Source organism: Saccharothrix syringae, assembly GCF_009498035.1.
GTDB lineage: Bacteria > Actinomycetota > Actinomycetes > Mycobacteriales > Pseudonocardiaceae > Actinosynnema > Actinosynnema syringae.
Genome location: NZ_CP034550.1, coordinates 5155639 through 5178292, shown reverse-complemented (window position 1 = coordinate 5178292; position 22654 = coordinate 5155639). Strand labels below are relative to the sequence as shown.

Sequence of the window (22654 nt, the reverse complement as noted above, 5' to 3'; positions counted from 1 at the left end):
GCAAATTTTCTTCCGGTCGCCTCGGGTGCACTGATCCTCGCAACGGCTACTCCCCGTGCGAAAGGCGGTTTCACTCGTGGTCGAATTCCCCCGCCGTCTCCGAACGGCGTTGATCGCGGTCCTGCTGCTGTCCGGCTCGACGCCCGCCGTGGCTTGGGCCGCGCGGTACCCGCCCCCGGTCTCCATCGTGAACCGGCTCACCGACAAGTGCCTCGAGATCGACCACGGTTGGGGTTCGGGGGCGATGGCGCTCCAGTGGGAGTGCCACCGCGGGCCACACCAGGTCTGGCGCATCCACGACCTGGGCAACACCTATGTCCGGCTGGTGGTCGAGCACAGCGGTCTCTGCCTCCAAGCCGGCAGCCTCGGCGAGGTCGTCCGCACCTACCCGTGCGACATCGCGGAGACCCACCAGCAGTGGAGGCAGGTGGACCGGGGTTGGCTCGGCTACAAGTTCCAGAACCGCTACACCGGCTGGTGGCTCGAAGTCCAGGAGGCGAGCCACGACCCCGGCAAGCCGGTCGTCACCTGGACGGAACACGCGGGCCTGCACCAGGTCTGGCCGGTTCTCCAGCTGTGAAGCGCCCCGGTCGCCGAGCACGACGCAGTCCTTCCACCGCCAACCACGAGAATCGAGGTAGACAATGACCCGCACGCGCCGGAAGGCGACTCTGCTGGGATTCCTGCTGCTGATCGTGTCCGCCCTCCCCGCCGCCCCGGCGGCGAGCGCCGACACCGGGCGGTCGACGGCGTCCACCGTGACACCGCTGAGCTCCACGGCCAACGTCTACACGGGGCTGTACCCGAACCGCCAGCTCCAGGCCAGGGGCCTCAACAACGGCGACCGGGTCGAGCAGTGGGAGTACACCGGTTCGCTCAGCCAGCTGTGGTTCTTCGGCGACGACGGCACGATCCGCCCCGGGGGCAACATCGGCAAGTGCCTCGACGGTGACCCGAGACAGGGCCTGGGCGGCCAGGTCTACCTCTGGGACTGCAACGGCGCGACCTGGCAGATCTGGCACCGCTACCAGGACGGCTTCCGGAACCTGTACTCCGGCCGGTGCCTGGACGCCAACCCGCTGACGAACTGGAACGGCGGCGACGTCTACCAGTGGGACTGCAACAACACCGTCCAGCAGCACTGGTTCTACGGTCGGGGGAGGTAGCGGTCGACCGGCCCCTCGGTGCCGCGGTGCCACGCGGAACCGAGGGGCCGTCGACGACCCGTCCGTCCTACCGGAAGACGACGTCCGGGTAGAGGCGCTGATCGTGCGGCTTCAGGGGAAGGCGCGCCACGAGGCGTGCGCCGGGGCCTCCCTCGGCGTGGAGGGTGCCGGCGTGGTTGGTGGCGATGCGGCGGGCGATGGGCAGGCCGAGTCCGGTGCCGCCGGTGTCGCGGGTGCGGGCGTCGTCGAGGCGGGTGAAGCGGTCGAAGACCCGTTCGCGGTCTGCTTCGGGGATGCCGGGGCCGTCGTCGAGGACTTCCAGCACCGCGTGGTCGTTCTCGGTGCCCAGGCGGACGGTGACGGTGGTGGTGGCGTGGCGTTCGGCGTTGTCGAGGAGGTTGCCCAGCAGGCGGCCGAGCAGCGCTCGGCGGCCGGACACCGGCACCGGGTGCTCGGGCGACTCGACGGTCAGGGCGTGGCGGGTGCGGCGTGCGGACGCCTCGCGCACCAGTTCGGCGAGGTCGACGGTGTCGTCGTGGCCGGTGGGGTGGTCGAGGCGGGCCAGCAGGAGCAGGTCGGTGGCCAGGTGCTGGAGGCGGTGGGTGTCGGCCAGGGCGGCGTCGACCACCGACGGCCAGTCGGTCAGACCGGGGTGCGCCGTGGCGATCTCCAGCTCCGCCCGCAGCGCCGCGATCGGGCTGCGCAGTTCGTGCGAGGCGTCGGCGACGAAGCGGCGGTTGTCCTGGATGGCGGTTTCCAGCCGGTCCAGGGTGGCGTTGACCGTGGTGGCCAGCTCCGCGATCTCGTTGCGGGCGCGCGGCACCGGTACCCGCCGGGACAGGTCGTGCTCGGTGATGTCGGCCATCTCCCCGCTGATCGCCTCCACCGGCCGCAGCACCCGCCCCGTCGCCAGCCACACCACCGCGGCCAGCAGCCCGATCAGCGACAGGGTGCCGCCGGCCAGGGCCAGGACCCGGCGGTCGAGCGTCCGCTGCACCGCCACGAGCCGGGCTCGGCGCTCCGCCGCGTCCCGCTCGACGTCGGCCGCGGTCGGGTCGGCGTCCTGCGCGGGACTCCCCTCGATCCCCGAGATCGGGTACGGAGGGGACACCTCGCCGGTGTCCTGCGCGACCCGGTAGCTCATCGCACCCGGGTCGTCGAACGGCCACAGGGACAGTTCCGGGATCAGCGCGGAAGACCGGTAGGTGGCGCTCGCGGTGATCACCTCGTCCGGGTCCGCGACCCCCGGCACCCTCATGTCGTCGATCCGGCGCGGTTCGAGGATCGCGTGCGAGTCGTTGACGGCGCAGCGAATGCCCCAGAACTTGTAGGTGTCCGTCGCCTCGGTCTTCCCGGGTTCGACGAAATACCCGTCGACGCAGATGTCGTGGTCGGTCACCGGGGCCGTGTCGAACCGCATGGCCTGGTTTTTGAGGAAGACCGCCGCGAGCACCGCCACGGCGACGAGCGGCACGGCCACGACCAGGGTGGCTGTCAGGGTCACCTTCTCGCGCAGCCCGCGCGGCCGGAATTTCCCGCCCACCGCCAGTAATCGCATCTCCCCACTATGGCCCACTGCCGCCGCGGGCTCCGGGGACCCTCCGGGTGCGACGGCGGTGGCCCCCGGTCCGACGCGGACCGGGGGCCACCGCTGATCGTGCCCGGACCGCCTACTGGAAGATGACGTCCGAGCAGAAGTAGTACGACTGGTCCATGTGGCTGGCCTGCCAGATCACGTACACGACGTGGCGGCCGGTGCGGCTGCCCGCGTTCACCGCGACCTGGTAGGTGCCCGCCGGCGCGTAGCGGCCGGTGGTCGCCACCAGTTCCAGGTTGCCCCAGCCCAGCTGCTGCGTGGTCGGGTCGAAGCCCTGGCGCGTCACGTAGACCCGCAGGTAGTCCGCGCCGTGGCGGGCCTGGTCGGTGACGGTCAGGGTGAACTGCCTCGACTTGGTGGCCGCCTTCCACTGGCCGGGGTTGTCCAGCGCCGCGTACCGCATACCGCCGGTGCGGCCGCCGCTGCACAGCTGGCCGTTCGGGATCACGCCCTGGTGGTTGCCCGCCACGTTCTCCCGGTAGAGGCCGTTCCAGTTCCACATGGCGTTGGTGTCGGCCTGCCACGCCTGCCAGCACATCGGGTCCTGCTGGGCCATCGTGGGGTTCTGGAAGTCACTGCCCCACCGCTGCCAGCAGCCGTAGTTGCGGGACGGCGGGTCGGTGGTCGACCCGTGCGCGTCGGCGACGCCGGTGAGCAGGCTCGTGAACAGGGCGGCGACGACGGTGACCGTCGCGCCGACCCGGGCGAGCCGGGTCCTTCTCGCAGGGATGGCCATGAGCGCCACTTTCTCCTCCTCGTTGAGGATGATCAGTGCTGGGAGCGCTCCCAAAACGCACTGTAACCAGGTGCCCGTGGAATTGGGAAGTGTTGGCGCACAAGGAATCCGCATTCGACTGCGTTCGAATCGAGCATTCGACGGGAACCATTCACCCGGCGAGTGTCGCGGCGTGCTCGCGGAACGCGGTGGTGGCGGGGTGGGTCAGGGTGCGGGGCCACACCAGGCGCACCGCCACCGGGCCGGCGTCGGCCAGCGGCAGGTAGTGCACGCCGGGGTGCGGGTGGCTGTGCCCGGTCGCCTCCGTGGTCACCCCCACCGCCTCGCCCAGCGCGATCGTGGTCAGCCACTCGTCGACCCCGGGCACCTCGAACGTCTCGGGCCGCGCGTCCGCAGGCCACAGGTCCGCGCTCGTGGTCGCCGCGGTCGAGCACAGCGCCACCGACCGGTCGACCAGGTCGGCCAGCAGCACGGCGTCCCGGCCGGCCAGCGGGTCGCCGTCGGGCACCGCGACGAGCCGGGGTTCCCGGTAGAGCACCCGGGACGCGAACGCCGGGTCGACCGGCGACGTGCGCATGAACGCCACGTCCACCTCGCCCCGGCGCAGCGCGGCCTCCGGGTCGTCGCAGCGGCGCACCTTCGTGGGCGTGCCGGGGTGCTTCGCGCGCCAGTCGCGCAGCAGCGGCACGGTGTGCCTGCCCAGCGCCGCCCAGCCGAACCCGACGCGCAGCGGGCGCCCGCCCCCCACCACCTCGGCCAGGGCGTCGTCGAGCTGGTTGAGGATGCGGTGCGCGTGCTCCCACATCCGCTGCCCGGCCTCGGTGAGCGCGAGGCTGCGGGTGGTGCGCTCGACCAGGCGCGTGCCCAGCCGGCGCTCCAACTGCTCCAGGGTCCGCGACAGGGCGGGCTGCCCGACCCGCAACGCGGCCGCGGCGCCGGTGATGGTGCCCTCGTCGCCGATGGCGGCCAGCGCCCGCAGGTGCCTCAGCTCCACATTCATGACCGCCGAGCATAACCGCGGCACGAGAAGCATTTCCCCCGATTCCCGACCGCGCCTAGCGTCAACGGCATGAAGATCCTCTTGATCGGTGCCGGCGGCACCATCGGCACCGTCGTCCACAAGACCCTCGCCGGGCGGGGCCACGACGTGCTCTCCGTCGGCCGCACCAGCGGTGACCTGCGCTTCGACTTCACCGACCCGGAGCAGGTCGCCGCCCTGTACGCGGCGGCGGGCCCGGTGGACGCGGTGGTCGGCGCCGCCGGTGGCGTGCCGTTCAAGCCGCTGGACCAGCTCACCGCCGACGACTTCCGCACCGGCTTCCACAACAAGGTGCTCAGCCAGGTGGAGCTGGTGCGGCAGGGCGTCCGGCACGTCGCCGAGCGCGGTTCGTTCACCCTGATCACCGGCGTCCTGGCGCGCGAGCCGATCGTCACGGGCACGGTCGCGTCCCTGGTCAACGGGGCGATCGAGAGCTTCGTCATGGCCGCGGCCGTCGAGATCGCGCCGCAGCGCGTCAACGCGGTGAGCCCGTCCGTGGTCACCGAGGACCTGCCGAAGTACGACAGGTTCTTCCCCGGCATGCCGTCGCACGACCTCGCCGCGGTGGCACGGGCCTACGTGCGGTCCGTCGAGGGCGCGCAGACCGGGCAGGTCCTCGTCCCCTGACGCACGTTGACCGGAACGGCGCCGCACCCCCACAGTGACCGCATGAAACGGGCTCTCGCGGCGCTGACCGGCGGCGCGTTCCTCACCCTGGCGCTCGGGGTCCTCGCCTCCGGGGACCCCGTGCCGTCGCTGCCGCTCGGCGCGGTGTTCGCGCTGCTGGCCGTGGTCGGTTTCGAGTGGGTGCGCGAGCGGGGCGCCCGGTGGGCGTGGGCCTACGTCGCCGTCCAGCTCCCGTTGGCGTTCCTGGTCTTCACGGTGAGCCCGAGCGTCGGTGCCACGCTGTTCCTGGTCGTCCTGGTGAGCCAGTGCGTGCTGCTGCTCCCGCTGCCCGGCACCGCCCTGGTGGTCGCGCTGGTCCCGCTGGTGCACCTGGGCATGCCGTGGCACGAGGCGCTGCGCGAGGGTCTGGGCACGCTGGCGGCGGTGCTGTTCGCCGCGGTCGTCACCGAGCTGCTGGTCCGCGAGCAGCGGTCCCGCACCGAGCTGGCCGAGGCGCACGGGCGGTTGCGCGACCACGCCGCGCAGGCCGAGCGGCTGGCCACCGCGCAGGAGCGCAACCGGGTGGCCCGCGACATCCACGACGGGCTCGGGCACTCGCTGACCGTGGTGCAGATGCAGGTCAAGGCGGCGCGGGCGGTGCTGCCGACCGACCCGGCCAAGGCCGACGACGTGCTGGCCAAGGCGCAGCGGCAGGCCGAGGAGGCGTTGGCCGAGGTGCGCCGCTCGGTGCGGGCCCTGCGCGAACCGCGCCCGACCCCGCCGCTGGCCGAGGCGCTGCGCTCGCTGGCCGAGGAGACCTCGGCGGCCGGCGTGCCCACGCGGCTGGCGGTGTCGGGCGCGCAGCGGCCGCTGCCGGACGAGACGCGGGAGGCGTTGTTCCGGACCGCGCAGGAGGGCCTGACCAACGTGCGCAAGCACGCCCGCGCCGGCCGGGTCGACCTGGTGCTGGACTACGCCGACGCGGCGGTGCGCCTGGAGGTCCGCGACGACGGCACCGGCGCCGCCGACGGGCGGCCGCCCGGTTTCGGCCTGCTCGGGCTGCGCGAGCGGGCCGCGCACCTGGGCGGTCGGGTGCACCTGGAATCCTTCCCCGGACGGGGCTGCACGTTGACGGTGGAGGTGCCGGGATGAACCCGGTCCGGGTACTGCTCGTGGACGACCAGGCGCTGTTCCGCGAGGCGCTGGCGACCCTGCTGGGCACCCACGACGGCATCGAGGTGGTGGGCGAGGCGGGCGACGGCGACGAGGCGCTGCGCCGGTCCGCCGAGCTGGCGCCCGACGTCGTGCTGATGGACCTGCGCATGCCCGTGCTGGACGGGGTCGCCGCCACCCGCAGGCTGCGCGTCGAGCGGCCGGGCGCGCGGGTCATCGCGCTGACCACGTTCGACGACGACGAGGACGTGTTCGCCGCCCTGCGCGCCGGCGCGGTCGGCTACCTGCTCAAGGACGTGTCCTCGGCGCGGCTGGTCGAGGCGGTGCTGGCCGCCTCCCGGGGCGAGTCGGTGCTGCAGCCGTCGGTGGCGGCCAAGGTGGTGGCGAGGTTCGCGCGGCTGCCCGACGCCCCGCCGGAACCCCGCCCGCAGCCGCTGGTGGTGCCGCTGTCCGAGCGCGAGCTGGAGGTGCTGCGCCTGCTGGCCGACGGTCGCAGCAACCGGGAGATCGCCGCCGCGCTGTTCCTGGCCGAGGGCACGGTGAAGAACCACGTGACCAACGTGCTGGCCAAGCTCGGCGTCCGCGACCGCACCCGGGCCGCCCTGCGCGCCCGTGCCCTGGACCTGCTCTAGGCACCCCGCACGATTGCGGCCCGCCCGCCTTGTCGACCGTGCGACGATGCACCCTCGGCGGAGAGGGGGCCGGGTGCACCGGGACGACGAGGCGCGGACCACCAACCTCATCCGGGGCGACCCCCGCGGCCCCACCGTCCAGGCGTCGGTGATCAACGGTGACCTCCACTTCCACGCCCAGCCCGCGCCGCCGGCGCCCCGGCAGGCCGGCACCTGGGACGACGCGGCGGCCCTCCCCCACGCCGCCAGGTCCCTGCTCCACGCCCAGGTCCAGGCCGCCGAGGACCTCCCCCACCACCTGCCGGGCGCCCGCCGTCCGTCGCTCGCCGCCGTCTACGTGCGCCAGGACCTGGGCGGCAGCACCGACGAACCGCGCCCCGAACCGCCCCAGCCGATCCTCGACGGCCACGGCCAACTGGTCGAGGTGCCCGCCCCGCCCGTCGCCCGGGTCGCGGTCCGGCCACCGGCCAGGGCCGTGCGCGAAGCCCTCGACACCGACCGCCACCTGGTCGTCGTGGGCGGCGCGGGCCAGGGCAAGTCCACCCTGTCGCTGCGCCTGGCCGCCGACATCGCGTCCCGCTGGTTGGCCGGGGGCGACGAACCGCTGACCGAACCCGTGGTGCCGCTGCGCGTGACCGCGCGCGAACTCGCCGCCCGGCGCGGCGTCCCGTTCCCCGAGGCGCTGGCCGACAGCGCCCGCGCCGACTACGGCTCCCTGCTCCACGCGCCGCTGTCCGCGGACCTGCTCGCCGACCGCGTCGCCGGGTGCCGGTGGCTGCTGCTGGTCGACGGCCTGGACGAGGTCGCCGACGCCGACGACCGCGACCGCCTGGTCAAGGCGCTGGCCCGCTGCGCGGCCGACTCGCCGTACCGGGTCGTGCTCATGACCAGGCCAGTCGAGGGCGGCGCCCTGGCGCCCCTGCACCGCGTCGGCGCGGTCCGCTACGAGCTGCAGCCGTTCGACGAGGAGGCCCTGCGCCGCTTCGCGCGCAACTGGTTCACCGCCGAGGGCCCCGCCGACCGGTTCCTCCGCCAGATCCACGCGGCCCACCTGGACGAACTCGTCCGCGTCCCGCTCCTGGCCACCATCGCCGCGGTCGTCTTCGACCAGCGCGGCGACCGCCCCCTGCCGGACAACCAGTACGAGCTGTACGAGGCGTACCTGGCGTTCCTGCGCTCCGACCGCGCCCCGTCCGGCCCGTTCGAGCAGTACCGCACCCCGCTGCTGGAGCACCTGGGCCGGGTGCGCCTGGAGAGCGACACGTCGCTGCGCGAAGCGGCCACGACCTGGGTCCGCACCCACCTGACCACCGAGTTGCCCGGGGGTTGGGCGGAGGAGCTGACCGCGTTCCTGGCCTCGGTGGGCCCGCTGGTCCTGCGCAACGACGACCTCCGCTTCCTGCACCACAGCTTCGCCGAGCACCTGGCCGCGACCGCGCACGCGAGGAACCTGCCGACGGCGTTCGCGCCGGAGGAGACCTTCGTCCGCCTCCTGCACGCCGCCCGCCCGCGCGAACGGGGCCGCTTCGCCCGCGCCGTGGCCCTGCACTACTGCCGCCTGCGCCCGGCCGAGGCCGACCCGATGCTGCGCTGGCTGCACGCCGGAGACGGCGAACAACACCTGCTGGCGGCCCGGCTGCTGGCCAAGCGGTTGCCGGCGAGCCCCGAGGTCGTGCAGGCGTTCCTGGGGACCGCGCGCGGGTGGGCGATGACCAACCAGTACCCGGCGGCGGCGATCCTGTCGCAGGTGAGCCGGGCGACCGGGCACCCGTGGTTGGCCGAGTGGCTGGTCGGGTTGATGCGTGATGCGGACGCGCCCTGGGCGTCCCGGACCGAGGCGGCGACGGCGTTGGCGGTGCGGTTGCGCGGGCAGGAGGCGCCGGAGGCCGTCGCGTTCCTGACCGCGCTGGTCGACGACGAGGGCGCCGCGGTGTCGGTGCGGCTGGCGGCGGCCGAGGGGCTGTCGGAGACCGGTGCGGACGAGCGCGAGGCGGCGGAACGGGGTTTGCGGTCCGTGCTGGCCGATCCGAACGCGTCGGGCCGGGACTGCCACACCGCCGCGGTGATCCTGTCCGCGTTCGACCCGGAGGCCAACCGGGACGCGGTCGCGGCGCTCACCGGTCTGCTCGACGACCCGGGGACGCCGACCCAGGTCGTGGTGGAGGCGGCGACCGGCCTGGTCGAGATCGGCCCGGACCACCACGCGCGGGCGGCCGAGGCGTTCCGCGCGGTGCTGCGCGACCCCGTCCGCAGCCAGACGGGGCGGGAAGGGGCGGCTCTGGGGATGGCGCAGCTCGGTCCCGACCTGGCCACCGAGGCGGTCGAGGCGCTGACGCACCTCGCCCAGGACACCCGGCGGGTCGTCTCCGAGCGCGTGAACGCCGCCGAGGTGCTCGGCAGGCTCGGCTTCCAGCAGCGGAACACCGCCGGTGAACTCGTGCTCGCGATCATGGACGAGCCGGGCGCGACCTCCTACCACCGCCGGTACTGCGCCGGCCGGCTGGCCGAGTTCGGCCCGGCGTTCCGGGAACGCGCGGAGCGCGAACTGCGCTCGATCACCAAGCACCCCGGCACAACCGTCAACGACGTCATGCACGCGGCGAACGCGCTCGGCAAGCTCGGACCGGAGTACTTCGCCGAGGCTGCCTCGGCGCTGTGGCCGTTGGTGGACGAACTGCGCCCCGCGGGCACCGATCAGGTCATCGCCCTCAACTACCTTCTCGACCTGGGAGAACCGCACCGGACCTCGGCCCTGCGGCAGATCCGGGGCATCGCGGCGGAGCGCGGCGCGACCACGAACGGCCGCCGTTACGCCGTGAGCAGGCTGATCCGCTCGGGCCCCCGGTTCCACGCCGAGGCGCGCGACCACCTGCTGGACATCGCCACCACCGCCCTCGACGCCGCCGCGGCCCTGGAGGCGTGGGGTCAGCTGCGCGAGCTCGACACCACCTTCCACGACCGCGCGCTCGCGGCACTGCTGGTACCGGCCAACCCGCTCCCCGACCCGATCAACGTGTTCCCGATCATGTCCCGGTTCGCGTCGTCCGACGTGGACCGGGTGGCCGTCGCCGACGTGCTGCTGGCCATCGCCGCGGACCCCGCACGGCACTTCTCCTCCCGGCTGCCCGCCCTCAACGCCGCGGTGCCGCTCGGCCGGGCGTTTCACCGCGCGGTGGTCGACCAAGCCTGCGACCTGCTCCGCTCCACCACCGTGCCGGAGTTCGACTTCCCCTACCTCGCGGGGTACTTCAAGGACTTCGGGCCCGGCCTCCGCGGGAGGGTCGCGGAAGCCCTGCATGAGCTGCTCCGCTCCCCGGAGACGGGAGCCGGCGGCGGTTGGCGGGTCGTGCGGGCGTTGGAAGTGCTGGGGTTCGCCCGGACGCCGGCGGTGCGAGATGCCCTGCGGGCACTGGTCGACGACGGATCGGCGGCTCCGTCGGTCCGGTACGACGCCACCGCGATGCTCGCCTCCCTCCACCCCGACGCGGTCGCAGACGCGCCGGTCCCGGAGGACGACGTACCGCCTGCGTGGACGGACCTGGTCCTGCGCCTCGCCGCACTCGGTACCGATGTGGTCCCCGGCCTCAACGCCCTGCTCGCCGACCGGGACACCGCGCGCGAGGTCCGCGTGGCGGCCGCGGCGGCACTGCTGCGCCTGGAGCCGGAAGGGCATCCCGCGGCGCTGGAGGAGCTTCGCCGGCAGGCGGGTGACGTCCACCTGAACCGCGGTGACCGCAGCGACGCCTTCCTGCTGCTCACCGAGTTGCACGAACCGGCGCTGCCCGACGCGGTCGCGTTCCACCGGGACCTGGCGGAGCGGGAGGACGAGGACGTGCGCAACCGCGCGTGGGCCGCGACCGACCTCGTTTCCCTCGACCGGTCCGCCGCCCCGATGGCAGTCGGTGTGTTGCGCCGCCTGTGCGACAACCCGCACACGATCCCGGCCGACCGCGCCTCGTGCGTGTCCTGGCTGGGCCGGTTGAGCGCACACGTCACCCTCGAACCCCACCTGGTCATGGCGGTCGCCCGTCACCCGGCGAGCACCGGCAAGCGCGCGTCGATGCTGCGGCAGTTGCCCCGTGCCCTGCGGACCGAGGTCGAGCGGGAGGTGCTCGACGACCGGGTACTGCAGTTCGCGGACCGGCTGCCCGACAAGGACTACTGGGACGACCTGCCACTCGCCGCCGAGGCCGAGGCCGCTGCGCGTGACGCCCTCGCCGCGCCGGAGTCCTCCGCTCGCGAGCGGGTCGAGGCCGCCTCCGCCCTGGCCTCCCTGTCGACACGACTCGTGCCGGAGGCAGCGCGTGTCCTGCGAGGGCTGCCCACCACCTCACGGGGGCGCCACGCGTTGGCGAGGTTGGGCAACGACCACTTCCGGCGGGTGCTGGCCGAGGTGGAAAGCGTCGCGGTGGACGCGGCACGGCCGCTCCGCGAGCGGATCGGCGCGGCGAACGTGGTCATCCAGCTCACCACCACACCGCCGCAGTCCCTCGTCGGCCTGCTGCGGGACGTCCTCGCCGATCCCCGTTCCTCGGGCCGGGACCGGGTCGACGCGCTGTACCGGCTCCGGCGGGTGGACGGGCTCGACCCGCTCCGACGACTGCGGGATCAGGAGGCAGGACCCGTCGCGGCGCGGTGGCGGGCAGCGATGAAACTGGTCGACTTCGACTGCGAGGACCGGGCGGCGGCGGTGCGCCTGCTGGCCGCGACAACCGCCGACCGCGCGGCCCGGCCCGCGCTGCGGGTGCACGTCGCCGACGACTTGAAAGCACTGGGCGAGGCCGGCCGACAGCAGGCGATCACCCTGTTGGCGGAGATGGTCGTGGACGCGGAGGTGCCCGTGTCGGCCCGGGCACGGGCGGCCAGCATCCTGATCTCCGTCGCACCCGCCGCCCGACGTGACGCGCTGGCGGTGCTCGACGACCTGCTGAGCACCCCCAGCCCCCTGCTGCGCCGCCAGGTCTGGCAGGCGATCGGCGCGGTCAGGCCCACCGAGGCGGCCCTGGGCCTGCTGGCCACGGCGCGGAATCGCGACCTGACTCCCACTGCCCGCGTCCGGTGCGCCGAAACCGCCGTGGACCTGCGGCGCGAGTGCCGTGACGCGGCGGCCGTGGTGGTGCGGGAGATGGCGTTCGACGACACCGTCCCCGGGCACGTCCGCCGCCGCGCGGCCCGGGCCCTGGCCCGGTGGAGCGAGGTGTGCCGGGCCGAGGCCAGGCACCTCCTGCCCACCCTCTAACCCCAGTTCGGCACCGGGGTGACGGCCTCCGCCGGGTGCTCGGCGGTCAGCGGCGGCGCCACTCCGCGCAGGGCCGCCAGCCGGTCGGCGGTCAGGCAGAACACGCGGTTGCCCGCGGCCTCCGCCCACTCGGTGAACCCCCGGTGCGGCAGCTCGCGGTCGGAGGCGGCCAGGACCACGTTGCCCGCCCGCTTGCCCAGCAGCAGACCGGGTTCGGCCAGCAGCGCCACGTGCGGGAACACCTGGGTCAGCGACGCCACGGCGCGCAGCGGCACCGCCATGTCCGGCGCGGACCACATGTTGCCCAGGTGGAGGCCGCCGGGGCGCAGGACCCTGGCGATCTCGCGCAGGAACTCCACGGCGGCTAGGTGGACCGCCACGGTGCCCGCCCGGGAGACGTCCATGACCACCACGTCGGCGGTGGCGTCGGGGGTGCCCTTGATCCCGGCCTCGCCGTCCTCGACGCGCACCTCAAGGCCCTCGACCGCGTCCAGCTCCAGGTGGGAGCGCACGAGGTCGACCAGCGGGCCGTCCAGTTCGTAGACCGTCTGGGGTGAACCCGGGCGGGTCGCGGCCAGGTACCGGGAGAGGGTGAAACCGGCGCCGCCGACCTGGAGGGCCGACACCGCCTCGCCGGCGGGCCAGTGCAGGTCCAGCACGCGGGCGACCCACGTGGCGTAGGGCAGGTGCAGGTAGGTCGGGTCGGCCAGGTCGACGTACGACTGGAGGACGCCGTCGACCGTGAGCAGCCAGCCGGTCGGGCGGTACGGGGCGGGCACCAGTCGTGCCGCGCCGAACTTCACCTGCCGGTCCACGGCCTCGCGAGATTCCACGCCGCCACCCTAGGGCCCGTGGCGGTCAGCGGCGTTCGAGGACCAGGACGGGGATCTGCCGGGTGGTCGCGCGCTCGAAGTCGGCGAAGAAGGGGTACGCGGTCCGGATCAGCCCGGCCGGTTCGTCGCGTTCCCCGCCCTCGGCCACGCGTGCCGTGACCTGGTGCGTGTCGGTGCCGAACTCGATCACGACGGAGGGGTCGGCCAGCAGGTTGAAGTACCACGCCGGGTGGTGGGGGCGTCCGCCGTTGGCCGCGGCCACGAGCCAGCGGTCGCCGTCGGGCACGCACGCCAGCGGCGAGACGTGGGCCTCGCCCGACCGCGCGCCGGTGTGGTGGAGCAGGAGCAGGGTCATGCCCTCGAACGCGCCGCCGACGACGCCCGCGTTGGCGCGGAACTCGTCGATGACCTGTTGGTTCTGGACGCGGCGTTCCTCGCTCATCGTCGGGTGTTCCTCCGCGGTCGGGGACGGTGCACGGTGATCTTGTCAGTGCGGCCGGGTCCGGGCCAGGGGCATCCCACCGCGGTCGTGCCACGACGTGACCCCCGACCGTGACCTCCGGCACGGGGCAGCGGCGTCGCCGGCGACGACGCTCGTCTGCAACAGCCGAACGAGCCGGAGGGTCGCCGTGACGATCACCCACCCCGCCAGGAGCACCGCACGCAAGTTGGCCCGCTTCGCCGGGCACTACGTCGAGATGGTCGCCGCCATGGTCGTCGGCATGGTGGTGCTGCACCCGCTGTGGCCGTCGGAGTGGTCGGCGCGGCCGGACGTGGGCGCGCTGGTCATGGTTACCGACATGACCGTGGCCATGGCGCTGTGGATGCGGGTCCGCCGCCACTCCCGGGCCCGCACCGCCGAGATGGCGGCGGTGATGTTCCTGCCGTTCGCGGTGCTGCTGGTGCCGTACTGGCTGGGCGCGCTGTCGGGCACGGCCGTGATGGTGGTCGGGCACGTGGTCATGTTCCCGCTGATGCTGGCCGCCATGCTGTGGCGCCGCGCGGACTACTGGCACTGACCGCCGTGCGGTGGGTGCGGTTGCCCGGTGGCCGCACGGGCATGTGGTTGACGTGGAGTGCACGGACAGCAGGTCACGCGCACGCCCTGCTGCGCGCAAACGGTCGACGTGCGGTGGACCCCGGGTGGTTCCCCGAGGGGAGCCGTCGGCCACGATGCGCCCGAAAAGCAGCGCCTCGGCGCCCACCGATCGCTTTCCCGACCACGCACCCCCGAGAACTCGGACTCGCCAGTGCGGGACCGGCCGGCGCCGTTGCTGGCCGGTCCCGCGACCGCCGTCCTCAGTAGACGCTGGCCTGCCGGGACGTCGACCTGATGCCGTTGGCGCCGTTGAAGATGCGGTTGCCCCACGAGGTCAGGCTGTTGCGGTTGAAGCCGGAGACCATGTCCAGGTACTCGACACCGCCGCCGTTGCCGCTCCAGGACCAGCCCAGGTAGCCGATGCGCTGCGACTGGGCGGTGGCCATGATGGCGTTCTCGTCGGGGTTGCCGTCGGAGTGGTTGTCGCCGAACTCGCCCACCACGATCGGCAGCCGGCTGCCGACGAAGGCGTTGAGGTACGCGGTGACCTCGGAGGCCGTGTCGTAGACGCCGTACATGTGGATCGAGAACACGGTGTTGCGCTGCGGGTCGGCGTTGAACACGGTGGACGCGTTGTCGCGCATGGTGTTCGACCAGTCCTGGCCCCAGTTCGGCGCGTCCACCACCAGGGTGTGGGTGAACCCGTTGGACCGCAGCCGCGAGATGGCGTTGCGGGTGTCGTTGGTCCAGCCCCCGTAGTTGCCGTTGCCGTACGGCTCGTTGCCGATGTTGATGATGACGTAGCGCTCCTGGCCCACCAGCGCGCTCTTCACGCCCAGCCAGTAGTCGACGGCCTGGCCCAGGGTCGCCGCACCGGCCTGCTCGCCGTAACCGGTGGTGTCGTGCGCCTCCAGCACGCAGATCAGCCGGTTGGCCCGGCACTGGGAGACGATCGTGGACACCGCCGAGGGGCTGGTCCGGGTCCAGCGGGCGCCGGTGGCGAGGACCACGCGCACGGTGTTGGCGCCCAGCGCCTTGATGTCCGGCAGGGCCTGCGCGGTCCGGTCGGGGTACCAGGCGTGCGCGTGGTTGACCCCGCGCATCACGAACTCGTTGCCGTTGGCGTCGTAGAGGCGGCCGTTGCTGACGTGGAAACCGTTCGCGGCCGATGCCGCGGGGGCGGTCAGCAGCGGGGCGAGCGCCGCGAGCAGAGCCGCCACGGCGGCCAGGGCCCATCGTTTGACCATGTCGACCTCATCATGTCGTCGTTGACATCTCGTCGCTGACATCCTTGACAGCGTTGTCATCCGAACCGGGCGGGCGACGGGGCGGTCGGTTCGAGGTCGAATACAAGCAGTTAACCGGTTAAGCGTCAACCGGTCCGTCTCGTAAGGGGCGGCGGGAGAGGACTCTTGCTCGCTTCTGTCCGGGATCGGACAAGCGGTGGGGATGATGTTGACTTAAGCGGTAAAGATGGATGTCGCCAGTGGTGAAGTCGGATGTCGCCAGCGGTGAAGTCGGACGCGCCTCGAACCCCGCGCGCCGCCCTGGGCGGCCGACTCCCTGCATCTCAGACCCGGACAGCCCTCACGCTCCAGACTCAGGCGCCCCCACACCCCAAACCCAGGCGGCCCCCCCACACCCCAGACCCAGGCGCCCACACACACCGCAGACCCGGACAGCCCCCACACCCCAAACCCAGGCGGGCCTCACACCCCAGACCCAGGCGGGCCCCACACCCCAGACCCGAGCGACCCTCACACCGCAGACTCGGGCGACCGACCCCGGCGGCTGGCGCAGACAGCCGGGCCGGACAGCCGGGACACAAGGGTCCGACCCCTAATGTCAACATTCGACATTCGCTCGCCAACGCTTCGGCAACGGTCGCCCCCGGAGGGGTTCCACCGATTGTGCCGGGTAGCGTTGGCCAAGTACTGTTGAGATCGGTGAATAATCACCGATCCGCCGCGAAGCGACGATACGGGTTGAGCAGCAGCTCGGTTGCCGATCCTCGTGGGTTCCCAACGAGAGGCACCCCGTGCTCGACACGAACGAGATCGCCAGGGCCACCGTCGTCCACCACCGCGGCATCCCCGTCGTGGTGGTGACCGGCGAGGTGGACTCCTCCACCGTCGCCCCCGTGCGCACCCGCCTGGTCGACGAGCTGGCCCACCGCCCGCGGGGCCTGGTGCTGGACCTGTCCCGGGTGGGCTTCATCGGCTCCACCGGCCTGCAACTGCTGGCCGAGGCCGTCGTCCAGGCGCGGGGTCAGGGGACGGCGCTGGCGGTGGTGGCCGGGCACCGCGCCGTGCTGCTGCCGATGCGGGTGACCGAACTGGACCGGGCGGTGGTCGTGCGCGACACGCTCGACCACGCGGTCACCGCGGTGCTGTCGCACTGAGCTTCCAGCGCGACACCTTCACCCCGACACCTCCAGCGCGGCGCACGGCACCTCCGCCCACACGGTCTTGCCCCGCTCGTGCCGGTCAACCCCCCAGGCCGTGCTCAGGTTCACCACGAGCACCATGCCCCGCCCGCGCTGCGCACCCAACCGCGACCGGCCCACCACCACCTCGCCGAACGCCGCGTCGTCGACCTCGACCCGCACGAAGCACGACCGCGGCGTCCGGTGCAACCGCACCGTGCGCGGGGCCTGCCCGTGGTCGTAGGCGTTGGACACCAGCTCGGTGACCACCAGCAGGCAGCCGTCCAACTCGTCGCCGGCCAGGTCGGAGAGCACCTCGCCCGCCCAGCGGCGCACCCGCACCAGCGGCGGGTCGTCCTCGACCAGGTCCATCGCCCCGGGGCCGACCGCGTCCTCGTCGAGCAGGGTCACGCGCCTCATGTCCTCTCCGCCGAAGACGTGGGAGGGCGTGGACGATCGACCCGTCAACCGTGCTGCGACTCGGCCACAATAGCGACTGCCGCCCACCGCGTTCACCGATGAGCACCCGTTCGTGGGCACAACCGACCGCAGCGCACCATGGAGGTGGGACGCGTGACCGCACCGGAGCACCTGACCTGCACCGTCGTCCTGGTCGACGACCGGACCGCGCGCGTGCTGGTGTCGGGCGACCTCGTCCACGGCAACGGCGACGTGCTGCGCGACGCGATCAGCGACCTGCTCGCCGAGCACCGCCCGGCGCACCTGCACCTGGACTTCACCGACCTGTCGCTGTGCGACTCGACCGGCCTGAGCGTCCTGCTCGGCGCCCGCCGTGCCGCCGACGCCGTCGGGGCGGCGCTGCACCTGGAGCACCGCCCGGCGTGGCTCGACCGCGTGCTGCGGCGCACCGGCACCTTCCACCACCTGGTGCCCGACCAGGTCGAGGACCGCCGAACCGGCTGACCCGACCCACGACGCACCTGCGACGACCGGCACAAATCATCGACGAACTTGTTCGTGACGAACATGTTCGTTACGCTGGCCGCCATGCCCCCTCGCCCCACCTCCAGGAGCCGTCGCGACCGCCCGGCCAAACCCGCCCTGAGCTACGAGGGCATCGTGGCCGCGGCCGTGCGGGTGATGGAGTCCGAAGGGCTCCACCGCGTGACCATGCGCCGCCTGGCCGCGGAACTGGACACCGGTCCGGCCTCGCTGTACGTCTACGTCGCCAACACCGCCGAGCTGCACGCCGCGGTCCTGGAGGAGTTCCTGGGCGCGGTGGACCTGGGCGCCGCGACGGGCCCGGCGGACTGGCGCGACCGGCTCGCCGCCGTCCTCACCTCCTACACCGGCGTCCTGTTCGCCCACCCCGAACTCGCGCACTCCGCGCTCGTGGCCCGCCCCTCGGGCCGGAACTACCTGGCCCTGGTGGAAACGCTGCTGGCCCTGCTGCACGAGGGCGGCGTCCCGCCCGGCCAGGCCGCGTGGGGCGTGGACGTCCTGCTGCAGGTGGCCACCGCCACCGCGGCCGAGCACTCCTCGCGCAACGCGGACCCCTCCGCCGGGCAGGACCACGACGCGCTCGTGGCGGCCCTGCGCCAGGCGTCGCCCGACACCCACCCCCGCATCACCGCGCTGGGCGACGACCTGGTGTCCGGGTCGCCGCGGGAGCGCCTGCGGTGGATGTTCCGGGCGGTCGTCAACGGCACCCTCGCCACCCCTCGCGACACCACGCCCCACGACACGAACCCCGGAGGGACCTCGCCGTGACCACGCCCCACCACCCGATCGCCGTCATCGGCGGCGGCCTGGGCGGCCTGACGCTCGCCCGCGTCCTGCACGTCCACGGCCTGCGCGCCCGCGTCTTCGACCTGGAGGCGTCCCCGCACGCGCGCACCCAGGGCGGCATGCTCGACATCCACGCCGACACCGGCCAGGCCGCGCTGCGGGAAGCGCGGCTGCACGAGGAGTTCCTGGCCGGGGTCCACCCCGGTGGCCAAGCGCTGCGCGTCCTGGACGAGCACGGGCGGCTCCGCCACGCCGAGGCCGACGACGGCACCGGCGAGCGCCCCGAGATCGACCGGGGCGACCTGCGCGACCTGCTGCTGTCCTCCCTGCCGGAGGGCACCGTCCGGTGGGGCGCGAAAGCGGTCTCGTGCCGCGCGCTGGGCGCGGGCCGGCACGAGGTGACCCTCGCCGACGGCACGGCGTTCACCACCGACCTGCTCGTGGGCGCCGACGGCGCCTGGTCCCGGGTCCGCCCCCTGGTCTCCGACGCGGTGCCCGCCTACACCGGCGTCTCCTTCGTCGAACTCGACCTGCGCGACGCCGACGCGCGCCACCCCGCGAGCGCGGCGCTCGTCGGCGGCGGCATGTTCTTCGCCCTGGGCGGCGGCAAGGGCTTCCTGGCGCACCGCGGGACCGACGGCGGCCTGCACGTCTACGCGGCCCTGCGCGCGGACGAGTCGTGGCTGGGCACCGTCGACTTCGCCGACACCGGCGCCGCCAAGGCGGCCCTGCTGGAGCGGTTCGCCGCCTGGTCCCCCGCGCTGCGCGCGCTCATCGCGGACGCGGACGGCCCGCTGGTGCCGCGCCACGTCCACGCCCTGCCCGCCGGCCACCGCTGGGCCAGGGTGCCGGGGGTGACGCTGCTGGGCGACGCGGCGCACCTGATGTCGCCCTTCGCCGGGGAGGGCGCCAACCTCGCCCTGGCCGACGGCGCGGACCTCGGCCGCCTGCTGGCCTGGCACGGCGGCGACACCGAGGCCGCGCTGGCCGCGTACGAGCAGGTCGCGTTCCGGCGCGCGGAGCAGGCGGCCGCGGAGTCGGCCCGGGGCCTGGAGGTCGTCTTCCACCCGGAGGCGCCGCGGCCCCTGGTCGATTTGTTCACCGGTGACCGCGTTCCTCCGGCGACCGCGGTCGGCGGGTAAGTGGTCAGGCACTCACACAGCACCGATCACCGGACTGCGCGACGACACCGGTTCGCTGACCGACGGGCGGGTCGCCGCGCTGCCCACGGTGGACCTGGCGGACTACCGGTTCTCCCCCGCCCAGCTGCGCGTCGGCCGGGGGCAGTCGGTGGCCTTCACCTTCACCGACGACACCGCTGACGACCACAGCTTCACCATCGACGGGCTGGACGTGCACGTCCGGGTGCCGAGTGGTCGGACGCGGACCACCGGGAGCGGGGCGTGGTCGGCCGGTTGACCGTCACCGAGGACGCCCCGGTCGCCGATGAGGACACCCACGTCGCGGACGAGCGGGGCGGGGCGGGGCGCACCACCATGGCTGAGCCGAAGGTGTCCCGCCGGGCGCTGCTGGTCGCGGGCGGCCTGGCCGGACCGGTCGTCGTCACCGGTCCGGTCGACCTGTTTCGGTCGACCTCGACGTCGCCGTGCGCGGCGCGTGGTGGCGGCGGGCGCGGACCGAGGTGCACCTCGAGTACGTCGACGTCCCCGGCTCCCGATTCGGGGAGACCCGGCGCAGGCTCCGGCGGCGGCGGGGGTGGACCGCCGCCATCCACCACGAGGCGCGGGTCGACCGAGAACGTCGACCGGGGCTCAGCCCGGGTCGAGGTCGTCGAGCTGTTGCCGGACGCGGGCGGCGTCGGTGTCGCGGCCTTGTTCCCGGTACAGCTCCAACGCCTCCCGCCATGCCTTGCGGGCCTGGTCGTGTTGTCCGAGGGCGGTGTGTGCCTGCCCCGTCCAATCGTGGGCCAACGCCTCGTAGTAGGTGTCGCCGGCCCGACGCAGGAGGTCGACGGACTGGCCGTAGTAGTCGAGAGCGCGGCGGTACCGCCCGGTTTTGTGGGCGACGTACCCCAGGTTCCCGAGGGTCTGCGCCTCGCCGCTGGGGTCGTGGTGGCGTCGGTACAGGACGAGGGCGGCGTGGCAGTGGTCGCGGGCGGTATCGAACTCCCCCAGCCGCGCGGCGTGCCAGCCCACGGTGTTGAGCGCGTCGGCTTCCCGCACCGGCTGGCCGAGGGCGCGGTGGAGGTCGAGGGCGTGTCGGGCGTGGTCCAAGGCCCTCCGGTGGTCCTCCTGCAGTCCCCGGGTGAACGCGAGCATCTTGTGGATCTGTGCCTGTTCGGCGGTGTCGCGGTGGCGCGCGGCCAAGTCGAGGGCCTGATCCAGGTGCCCGACGGCCTCCTCGTGCGAGCCCGACAGGGAGCAGGCGTAGCCGAGGAACCGGTGGGCGCGGCTGCGCATGGCGGGGTCGGGCAGGTGGGCAGCGGCGTTCAGCGCGGCCCGCCACGTGGTGAGCGCATCGCGCCGGTGCCCCCGCCGGATCTGGAAGCTGTTCAACGCCTGGGCGAGGTGCCAGACGACGTGGTGGCGACCGAGGTCGACCGCGACGCGCTGGGTGGCGAGCAGGGTGGCGTGTTCGGCCTGCAACCAGGCCGTCGCGGCCGCGGCGTCGGGCAACGGGTGCGGGTGGACACCGGGCGAGGGCGGGTCGGGTTGCAGGAGCGGGCGATGGGGGTACACGAGGTGGTCGGCGTTGTGGGCGGTGTGCAGGTGGAAGTCCATCACCCGCGCCAGGGCCGCCTCCCGCACGCCGTCCGGCAGGGCGGTGGTGGCGGCGTAGGCGCGGACCAGGTCGTGCATCGCGTACCGGCCGCGGGGCCGCCGTTCGAGCAGCGACGCCTCCTCCAGCGCCGACAGCGCCCTGCGCGCGCGGGCCGGGGGCAGGTCGGCGAGGGAGACCACCGCGGGCAGGGTCGTGTCGGGGCCGGGGGCGATGCCCAGCAGCCCGAACACGGTGCGCTCGGTGTCCGTGAGGCGGCGCAGGGACCACGAGAGCACGGCGGGCAGGCTGGCGGCGGGATCGTCGTCGTCGAGCATGTCCAGGCCCAGGTCGCGCAGTTCGGCGGCCACCTCCGCCAGCGGGATCCGCGGGTGGCGGAAGGCGTGCCGGGCGGTGATGGCGAGGGCCAGCGGGAAGCGCCCGCACAGCTCGACCAGCTCGTCGGTCGCTTCGGGTTCGGCGGCCACCCCGTGCTCTCCGAGGCGTTCGACCAACAGGGCACGGCCTTCTTCCCGGGGCAGGATGTCCAGTCGGACGTGGCGGGCGCCGTGCCGGTCGATCAACGAGGTGAGGCTGGTGCGGCCGGTGACCAGGACCGCGCAGGTCGGGCTGCCGGGCAGCAGCGGGACGACCTGGTCGGCGGTGGCGGCGTTGTCGAGCACGACCAGCATCCGCCGCCCCGCCACCAGGCTCCGGTACAGCGCCGCCTGGGCGTCGAGGTCGGCGGGCAGGCGGCCGGGGTCGACGCCGAGCGCGTCGAGGAAGCCGCGCACCGCGACCGCCGGGTCGAGCGGCTGGCCGTCGGGGCTGTAGCCGCGCAGGTCGACGAACAGCTGCCCGTCGGGGAACCGGTCGGCGTGGCGGTGGGCCCAGTGCAGCGCCAGCCAGGTCTTGCCGATGCCGCCCGCCCCGCCCAGCGCCGAGATCACCACCGCCGTCCCCGCGGCGGACGTCAGGGCGTGGTCCAGGTCCGCCAGGTACTCCTCGCGGCCGACGAACGACGCCGGCGCGCCGGGCAGTTGCCGGGGCACACCGCCGCCGGGTGCCACCGGCTGGTCGAGCACGGCGGGATCGGCGGGGTACGGGTGGTCGGGCAGGGCGATCCAGGCGATGTCCCGCACTTCCTTCACCCGCACCGGTGCCGGCCGGAAGGTGGCCGGGTCGAGCACGGCGGAGTGGCGGACCACCTCGTCGAACACCCAGCGCGACACCGCCAGCGCGGCCAAGCCGGGCGACTCCGCGAGTGCCCGCTTCACCGGCGGCGCGTCCAGCAGCCGGAAGGCCGTGGTCACCGCGGTCGAGGTGGCGCCGTGCGCGTCGAGGGCGACCTCGCCCGCGTGGACCACCACCCGCAACCGCACCCGCTGGGCCGCCGGGCTGGTGCCGTTGTGCCCCCGCAGGGCCTCGACCAACGCCCCCGGCAGCACCTCCACCAACGGCGCCTTCGCGTACTCGGCTGGGACCAGCACGAACACGCCGTCGCCGCGGTCCTCGCAACGGCAGTCCCCCCACCGCACCCCGGCCGCGCCCAGGGCCTGCTCCAGCACCCGGTACAAACCCGCCCGAGCACCCAACTGGTGGGGCAGCGTCCGGCACGGATCGCCGAAACCCTCCACGTCCACCACGACGATCGTGCAGTGCACTGCCTGGTCGCGACCCATCATCCACGCCCCCTCCCAGG

The 22654-nt window shown here is 73.7% G+C and carries 20 protein-coding genes; 12 read left to right on the top strand and 8 right to left on the bottom strand.

From position 1 onward, the window contains the following. Positions 1–109 precede the first annotated feature (109 nt). The gene (locus EKG83_RS22535; RefSeq protein WP_033429516.1) at positions 110–580 is read left to right on the top strand and encodes an RICIN domain-containing protein; all 471 of its coding nucleotides are present in this window, start codon (positions 110–112) and stop codon (positions 578–580) included. Positions 581–644: 64 nt separating this feature from the next. After that, positions 645–1166: an RICIN domain-containing protein gene (locus EKG83_RS22530; protein WP_033429517.1), complete on the top strand. Its 522-nt coding sequence runs from the start codon at positions 645–647 to the stop codon at positions 1164–1166. 67 nt (positions 1167–1233) lie between these two features. Here EKG83_RS22530 and EKG83_RS22525 read toward each other — a convergent pair whose 3' ends face one another. From EKG83_RS22525 to EKG83_RS22515, 3 genes are all read right to left on the bottom strand, one after another. Further along, on the bottom strand, positions 1234–2724 hold the full coding sequence (locus tag EKG83_RS22525; protein ID WP_228122783.1) for a sensor histidine kinase: 1491 nt from the start codon (positions 2722–2724) through the stop codon (positions 1234–1236). A gap of 112 nt (positions 2725–2836) precedes the next feature. Then, the gene (locus tag EKG83_RS22520; protein WP_033429770.1) at positions 2837–3499 is read right to left on the bottom strand and encodes a lytic polysaccharide monooxygenase auxiliary activity family 9 protein; all 663 of its coding nucleotides are present in this window, start codon (positions 3497–3499) and stop codon (positions 2837–2839) included. Between the two features lie 151 nt (positions 3500–3650). Beyond that, positions 3651–4499, bottom strand: a complete 849-nt coding sequence (locus EKG83_RS22515) for a LysR family transcriptional regulator (protein ID WP_033429518.1) — start codon at positions 4497–4499, stop codon at positions 3651–3653. 69 nt (positions 4500–4568) lie between these two features. Between EKG83_RS22515 and EKG83_RS22510 the strand changes: the two genes are divergently transcribed. The 4 genes from EKG83_RS22510 (at position 4569) to EKG83_RS22495 (ending at position 12188) form a co-directional block, all read left to right on the top strand. Further along, entirely contained in the window at positions 4569–5165 is a 597-nt protein-coding gene (locus EKG83_RS22510; RefSeq protein WP_033429519.1) for a short chain dehydrogenase, read from the top strand. Between the two features lie 42 nt (positions 5166–5207). Beyond that, positions 5208–6296 carry a sensor histidine kinase gene (locus tag EKG83_RS22505; RefSeq protein WP_033429520.1) on the top strand — a complete coding sequence of 363 codons (1089 nt, stop codon included), beginning with the start codon at positions 5208–5210 and terminating at the stop codon, positions 6294–6296. Further along, the gene (locus EKG83_RS22500; protein WP_033429521.1) at positions 6293–6949 is read left to right on the top strand and encodes a response regulator; all 657 of its coding nucleotides are present in this window, start codon (positions 6293–6295) and stop codon (positions 6947–6949) included. The genes EKG83_RS22505 and EKG83_RS22500 overlap by 4 nt, the downstream gene beginning before the upstream one ends. A gap of 73 nt (positions 6950–7022) precedes the next feature. Then, entirely contained in the window at positions 7023–12188 is a 5166-nt protein-coding gene (locus EKG83_RS22495; protein WP_033429522.1) for an NACHT domain-containing protein, read from the top strand. Here EKG83_RS22495 and EKG83_RS22490 read toward each other — a convergent pair. Together EKG83_RS22490 and EKG83_RS22485 are read right to left on the bottom strand one after the other, a co-directional pair. Beyond that, complete coding sequence (locus EKG83_RS22490; RefSeq protein ID WP_033429523.1) at positions 12185–13021, bottom strand: spermidine synthase; 837 nt, start codon at positions 13019–13021, stop codon at positions 12185–12187. The genes EKG83_RS22495 and EKG83_RS22490 overlap by 4 nt on opposite strands. A 25-nt stretch (positions 13022–13046) precedes the next feature. Continuing rightward, a complete protein-coding gene (locus EKG83_RS22485) occupies positions 13047–13463 on the bottom strand; it encodes a nitroreductase family deazaflavin-dependent oxidoreductase (protein ID WP_033429524.1) in 417 nt (138 codons plus the stop codon). Between the two features lie 187 nt (positions 13464–13650). Between EKG83_RS22485 and EKG83_RS22480 the strand changes: the two genes are divergently transcribed. Next, positions 13651–14040 carry a hypothetical protein gene (locus EKG83_RS22480; RefSeq protein WP_033429525.1) on the top strand — a complete coding sequence of 130 codons (390 nt, stop codon included), beginning with the start codon at positions 13651–13653 and terminating at the stop codon, positions 14038–14040. Positions 14041–14320: 280 nt separating this feature from the next. On the opposite strand, the gene EKG83_RS22475 is transcribed toward EKG83_RS22480, so the two are convergent. Then, the gene (locus EKG83_RS22475; protein WP_033429771.1) at positions 14321–15307 is read right to left on the bottom strand and encodes a cellulase family glycosylhydrolase; all 987 of its coding nucleotides are present in this window, start codon (positions 15305–15307) and stop codon (positions 14321–14323) included. A 791-nt stretch (positions 15308–16098) separates the two neighbouring features. Between EKG83_RS22475 and EKG83_RS22470 the strand changes: the two genes are divergently transcribed. Further along, positions 16099–16461, top strand: a complete 363-nt coding sequence (locus tag EKG83_RS22470) for an STAS domain-containing protein (protein WP_051765121.1) — start codon at positions 16099–16101, stop codon at positions 16459–16461. Between the two features lie 18 nt (positions 16462–16479). Here the strand turns inward: EKG83_RS22470 and EKG83_RS22465 are convergent, their stop codons facing one another. After that, the gene (locus tag EKG83_RS22465) at positions 16480–16905 is read right to left on the bottom strand and encodes an ATP-binding protein (RefSeq protein WP_051765123.1); all 426 of its coding nucleotides are present in this window, start codon (positions 16903–16905) and stop codon (positions 16480–16482) included. Positions 16906–17058: 153 nt separating this feature from the next. On the opposite strand from EKG83_RS22465, the gene EKG83_RS22460 reads away from it, so the two are divergent. The 4 genes from EKG83_RS22460 (at position 17059) to EKG83_RS22445 (ending at position 19653) form a co-directional block, all read left to right on the top strand. Beyond that, the gene (locus EKG83_RS22460) at positions 17059–17409 is read left to right on the top strand and encodes an STAS domain-containing protein (RefSeq protein ID WP_051765126.1); all 351 of its coding nucleotides are present in this window, start codon (positions 17059–17061) and stop codon (positions 17407–17409) included. An 84-nt stretch (positions 17410–17493) separates the two neighbouring features. Next, entirely contained in the window at positions 17494–18216 is a 723-nt protein-coding gene (locus EKG83_RS22455) for a TetR/AcrR family transcriptional regulator (protein WP_194283050.1), read from the top strand. After that, a complete protein-coding gene (locus EKG83_RS22450) occupies positions 18213–19376 on the top strand; it encodes an FAD-dependent oxidoreductase (RefSeq protein WP_051765127.1) in 1164 nt (387 codons plus the stop codon). The genes EKG83_RS22455 and EKG83_RS22450 overlap by 4 nt, the downstream gene beginning before the upstream one ends. A gap of 88 nt (positions 19377–19464) precedes the next feature. After that, positions 19465–19653, top strand: coding sequence for a cupredoxin domain-containing protein (locus tag EKG83_RS22445; protein ID WP_153278303.1), 189 nt, complete (start codon positions 19465–19467; stop codon positions 19651–19653). Between the two features lie 353 nt (positions 19654–20006). Here the strand turns inward: EKG83_RS22445 and EKG83_RS22440 are convergent, their stop codons facing one another. Then, positions 20007–22637 (bottom strand): ATP-binding protein, encoded by a 2631-nt coding sequence (locus tag EKG83_RS22440; protein ID WP_033429527.1) that lies wholly within the window; start codon positions 22635–22637, stop codon positions 20007–20009. Between the last annotated feature and the right edge of the window lie 17 nt (positions 22638–22654).

Bases quoted from the DNA above. Each gene is read 5' to 3' on its own strand.
- EKG83_RS22510 (WP_033429519.1), top strand. From the start codon at position 4,569: ATGAAGATCCTCTTGATCGGTGCCGGCGGCACCATCGGCACCGTCGTC.
- EKG83_RS22505 (WP_033429520.1), top strand. From the start codon at position 5,208: ATGAAACGGGCTCTCGCGGCGCTGACCGGCGGCGCGTTCCTCACCCTG.
- EKG83_RS22440 (WP_033429527.1), bottom strand. From the start codon at position 22,637: ATGATGGGTCGCGACCAGGCAGTGCACTGCACGATCGTCGTGGTGGAC.
- EKG83_RS22500 (WP_033429521.1), top strand. From the start codon at position 6,293: ATGAACCCGGTCCGGGTACTGCTCGTGGACGACCAGGCGCTGTTCCGC.
- EKG83_RS22475 (WP_033429771.1), bottom strand. From the start codon at position 15,307: ATGGTCAAACGATGGGCCCTGGCCGCCGTGGCGGCTCTGCTCGCGGCG.
- EKG83_RS22515 (WP_033429518.1), bottom strand. From the start codon at position 4,499: ATGAATGTGGAGCTGAGGCACCTGCGGGCGCTGGCCGCCATCGGCGAC.
- EKG83_RS22520 (WP_033429770.1), bottom strand. From the start codon at position 3,499: ATGGCCATCCCTGCGAGAAGGACCCGGCTCGCCCGGGTCGGCGCGACG.
- EKG83_RS22485 (WP_033429524.1), bottom strand. From the start codon at position 13,463: ATGAGCGAGGAACGCCGCGTCCAGAACCAACAGGTCATCGACGAGTTC.
- EKG83_RS22465 (WP_051765123.1), bottom strand. From the start codon at position 16,905: ATGAGGCGCGTGACCCTGCTCGACGAGGACGCGGTCGGCCCCGGGGCG.
- EKG83_RS22530 (WP_033429517.1), top strand. From the start codon at position 645: ATGACCCGCACGCGCCGGAAGGCGACTCTGCTGGGATTCCTGCTGCTG.
- EKG83_RS22455 (WP_194283050.1), top strand. From the start codon at position 17,494: ATGCCCCCTCGCCCCACCTCCAGGAGCCGTCGCGACCGCCCGGCCAAA.
- EKG83_RS22525 (WP_228122783.1), bottom strand. From the start codon at position 2,724: ATGCGATTACTGGCGGTGGGCGGGAAATTCCGGCCGCGCGGGCTGCGC.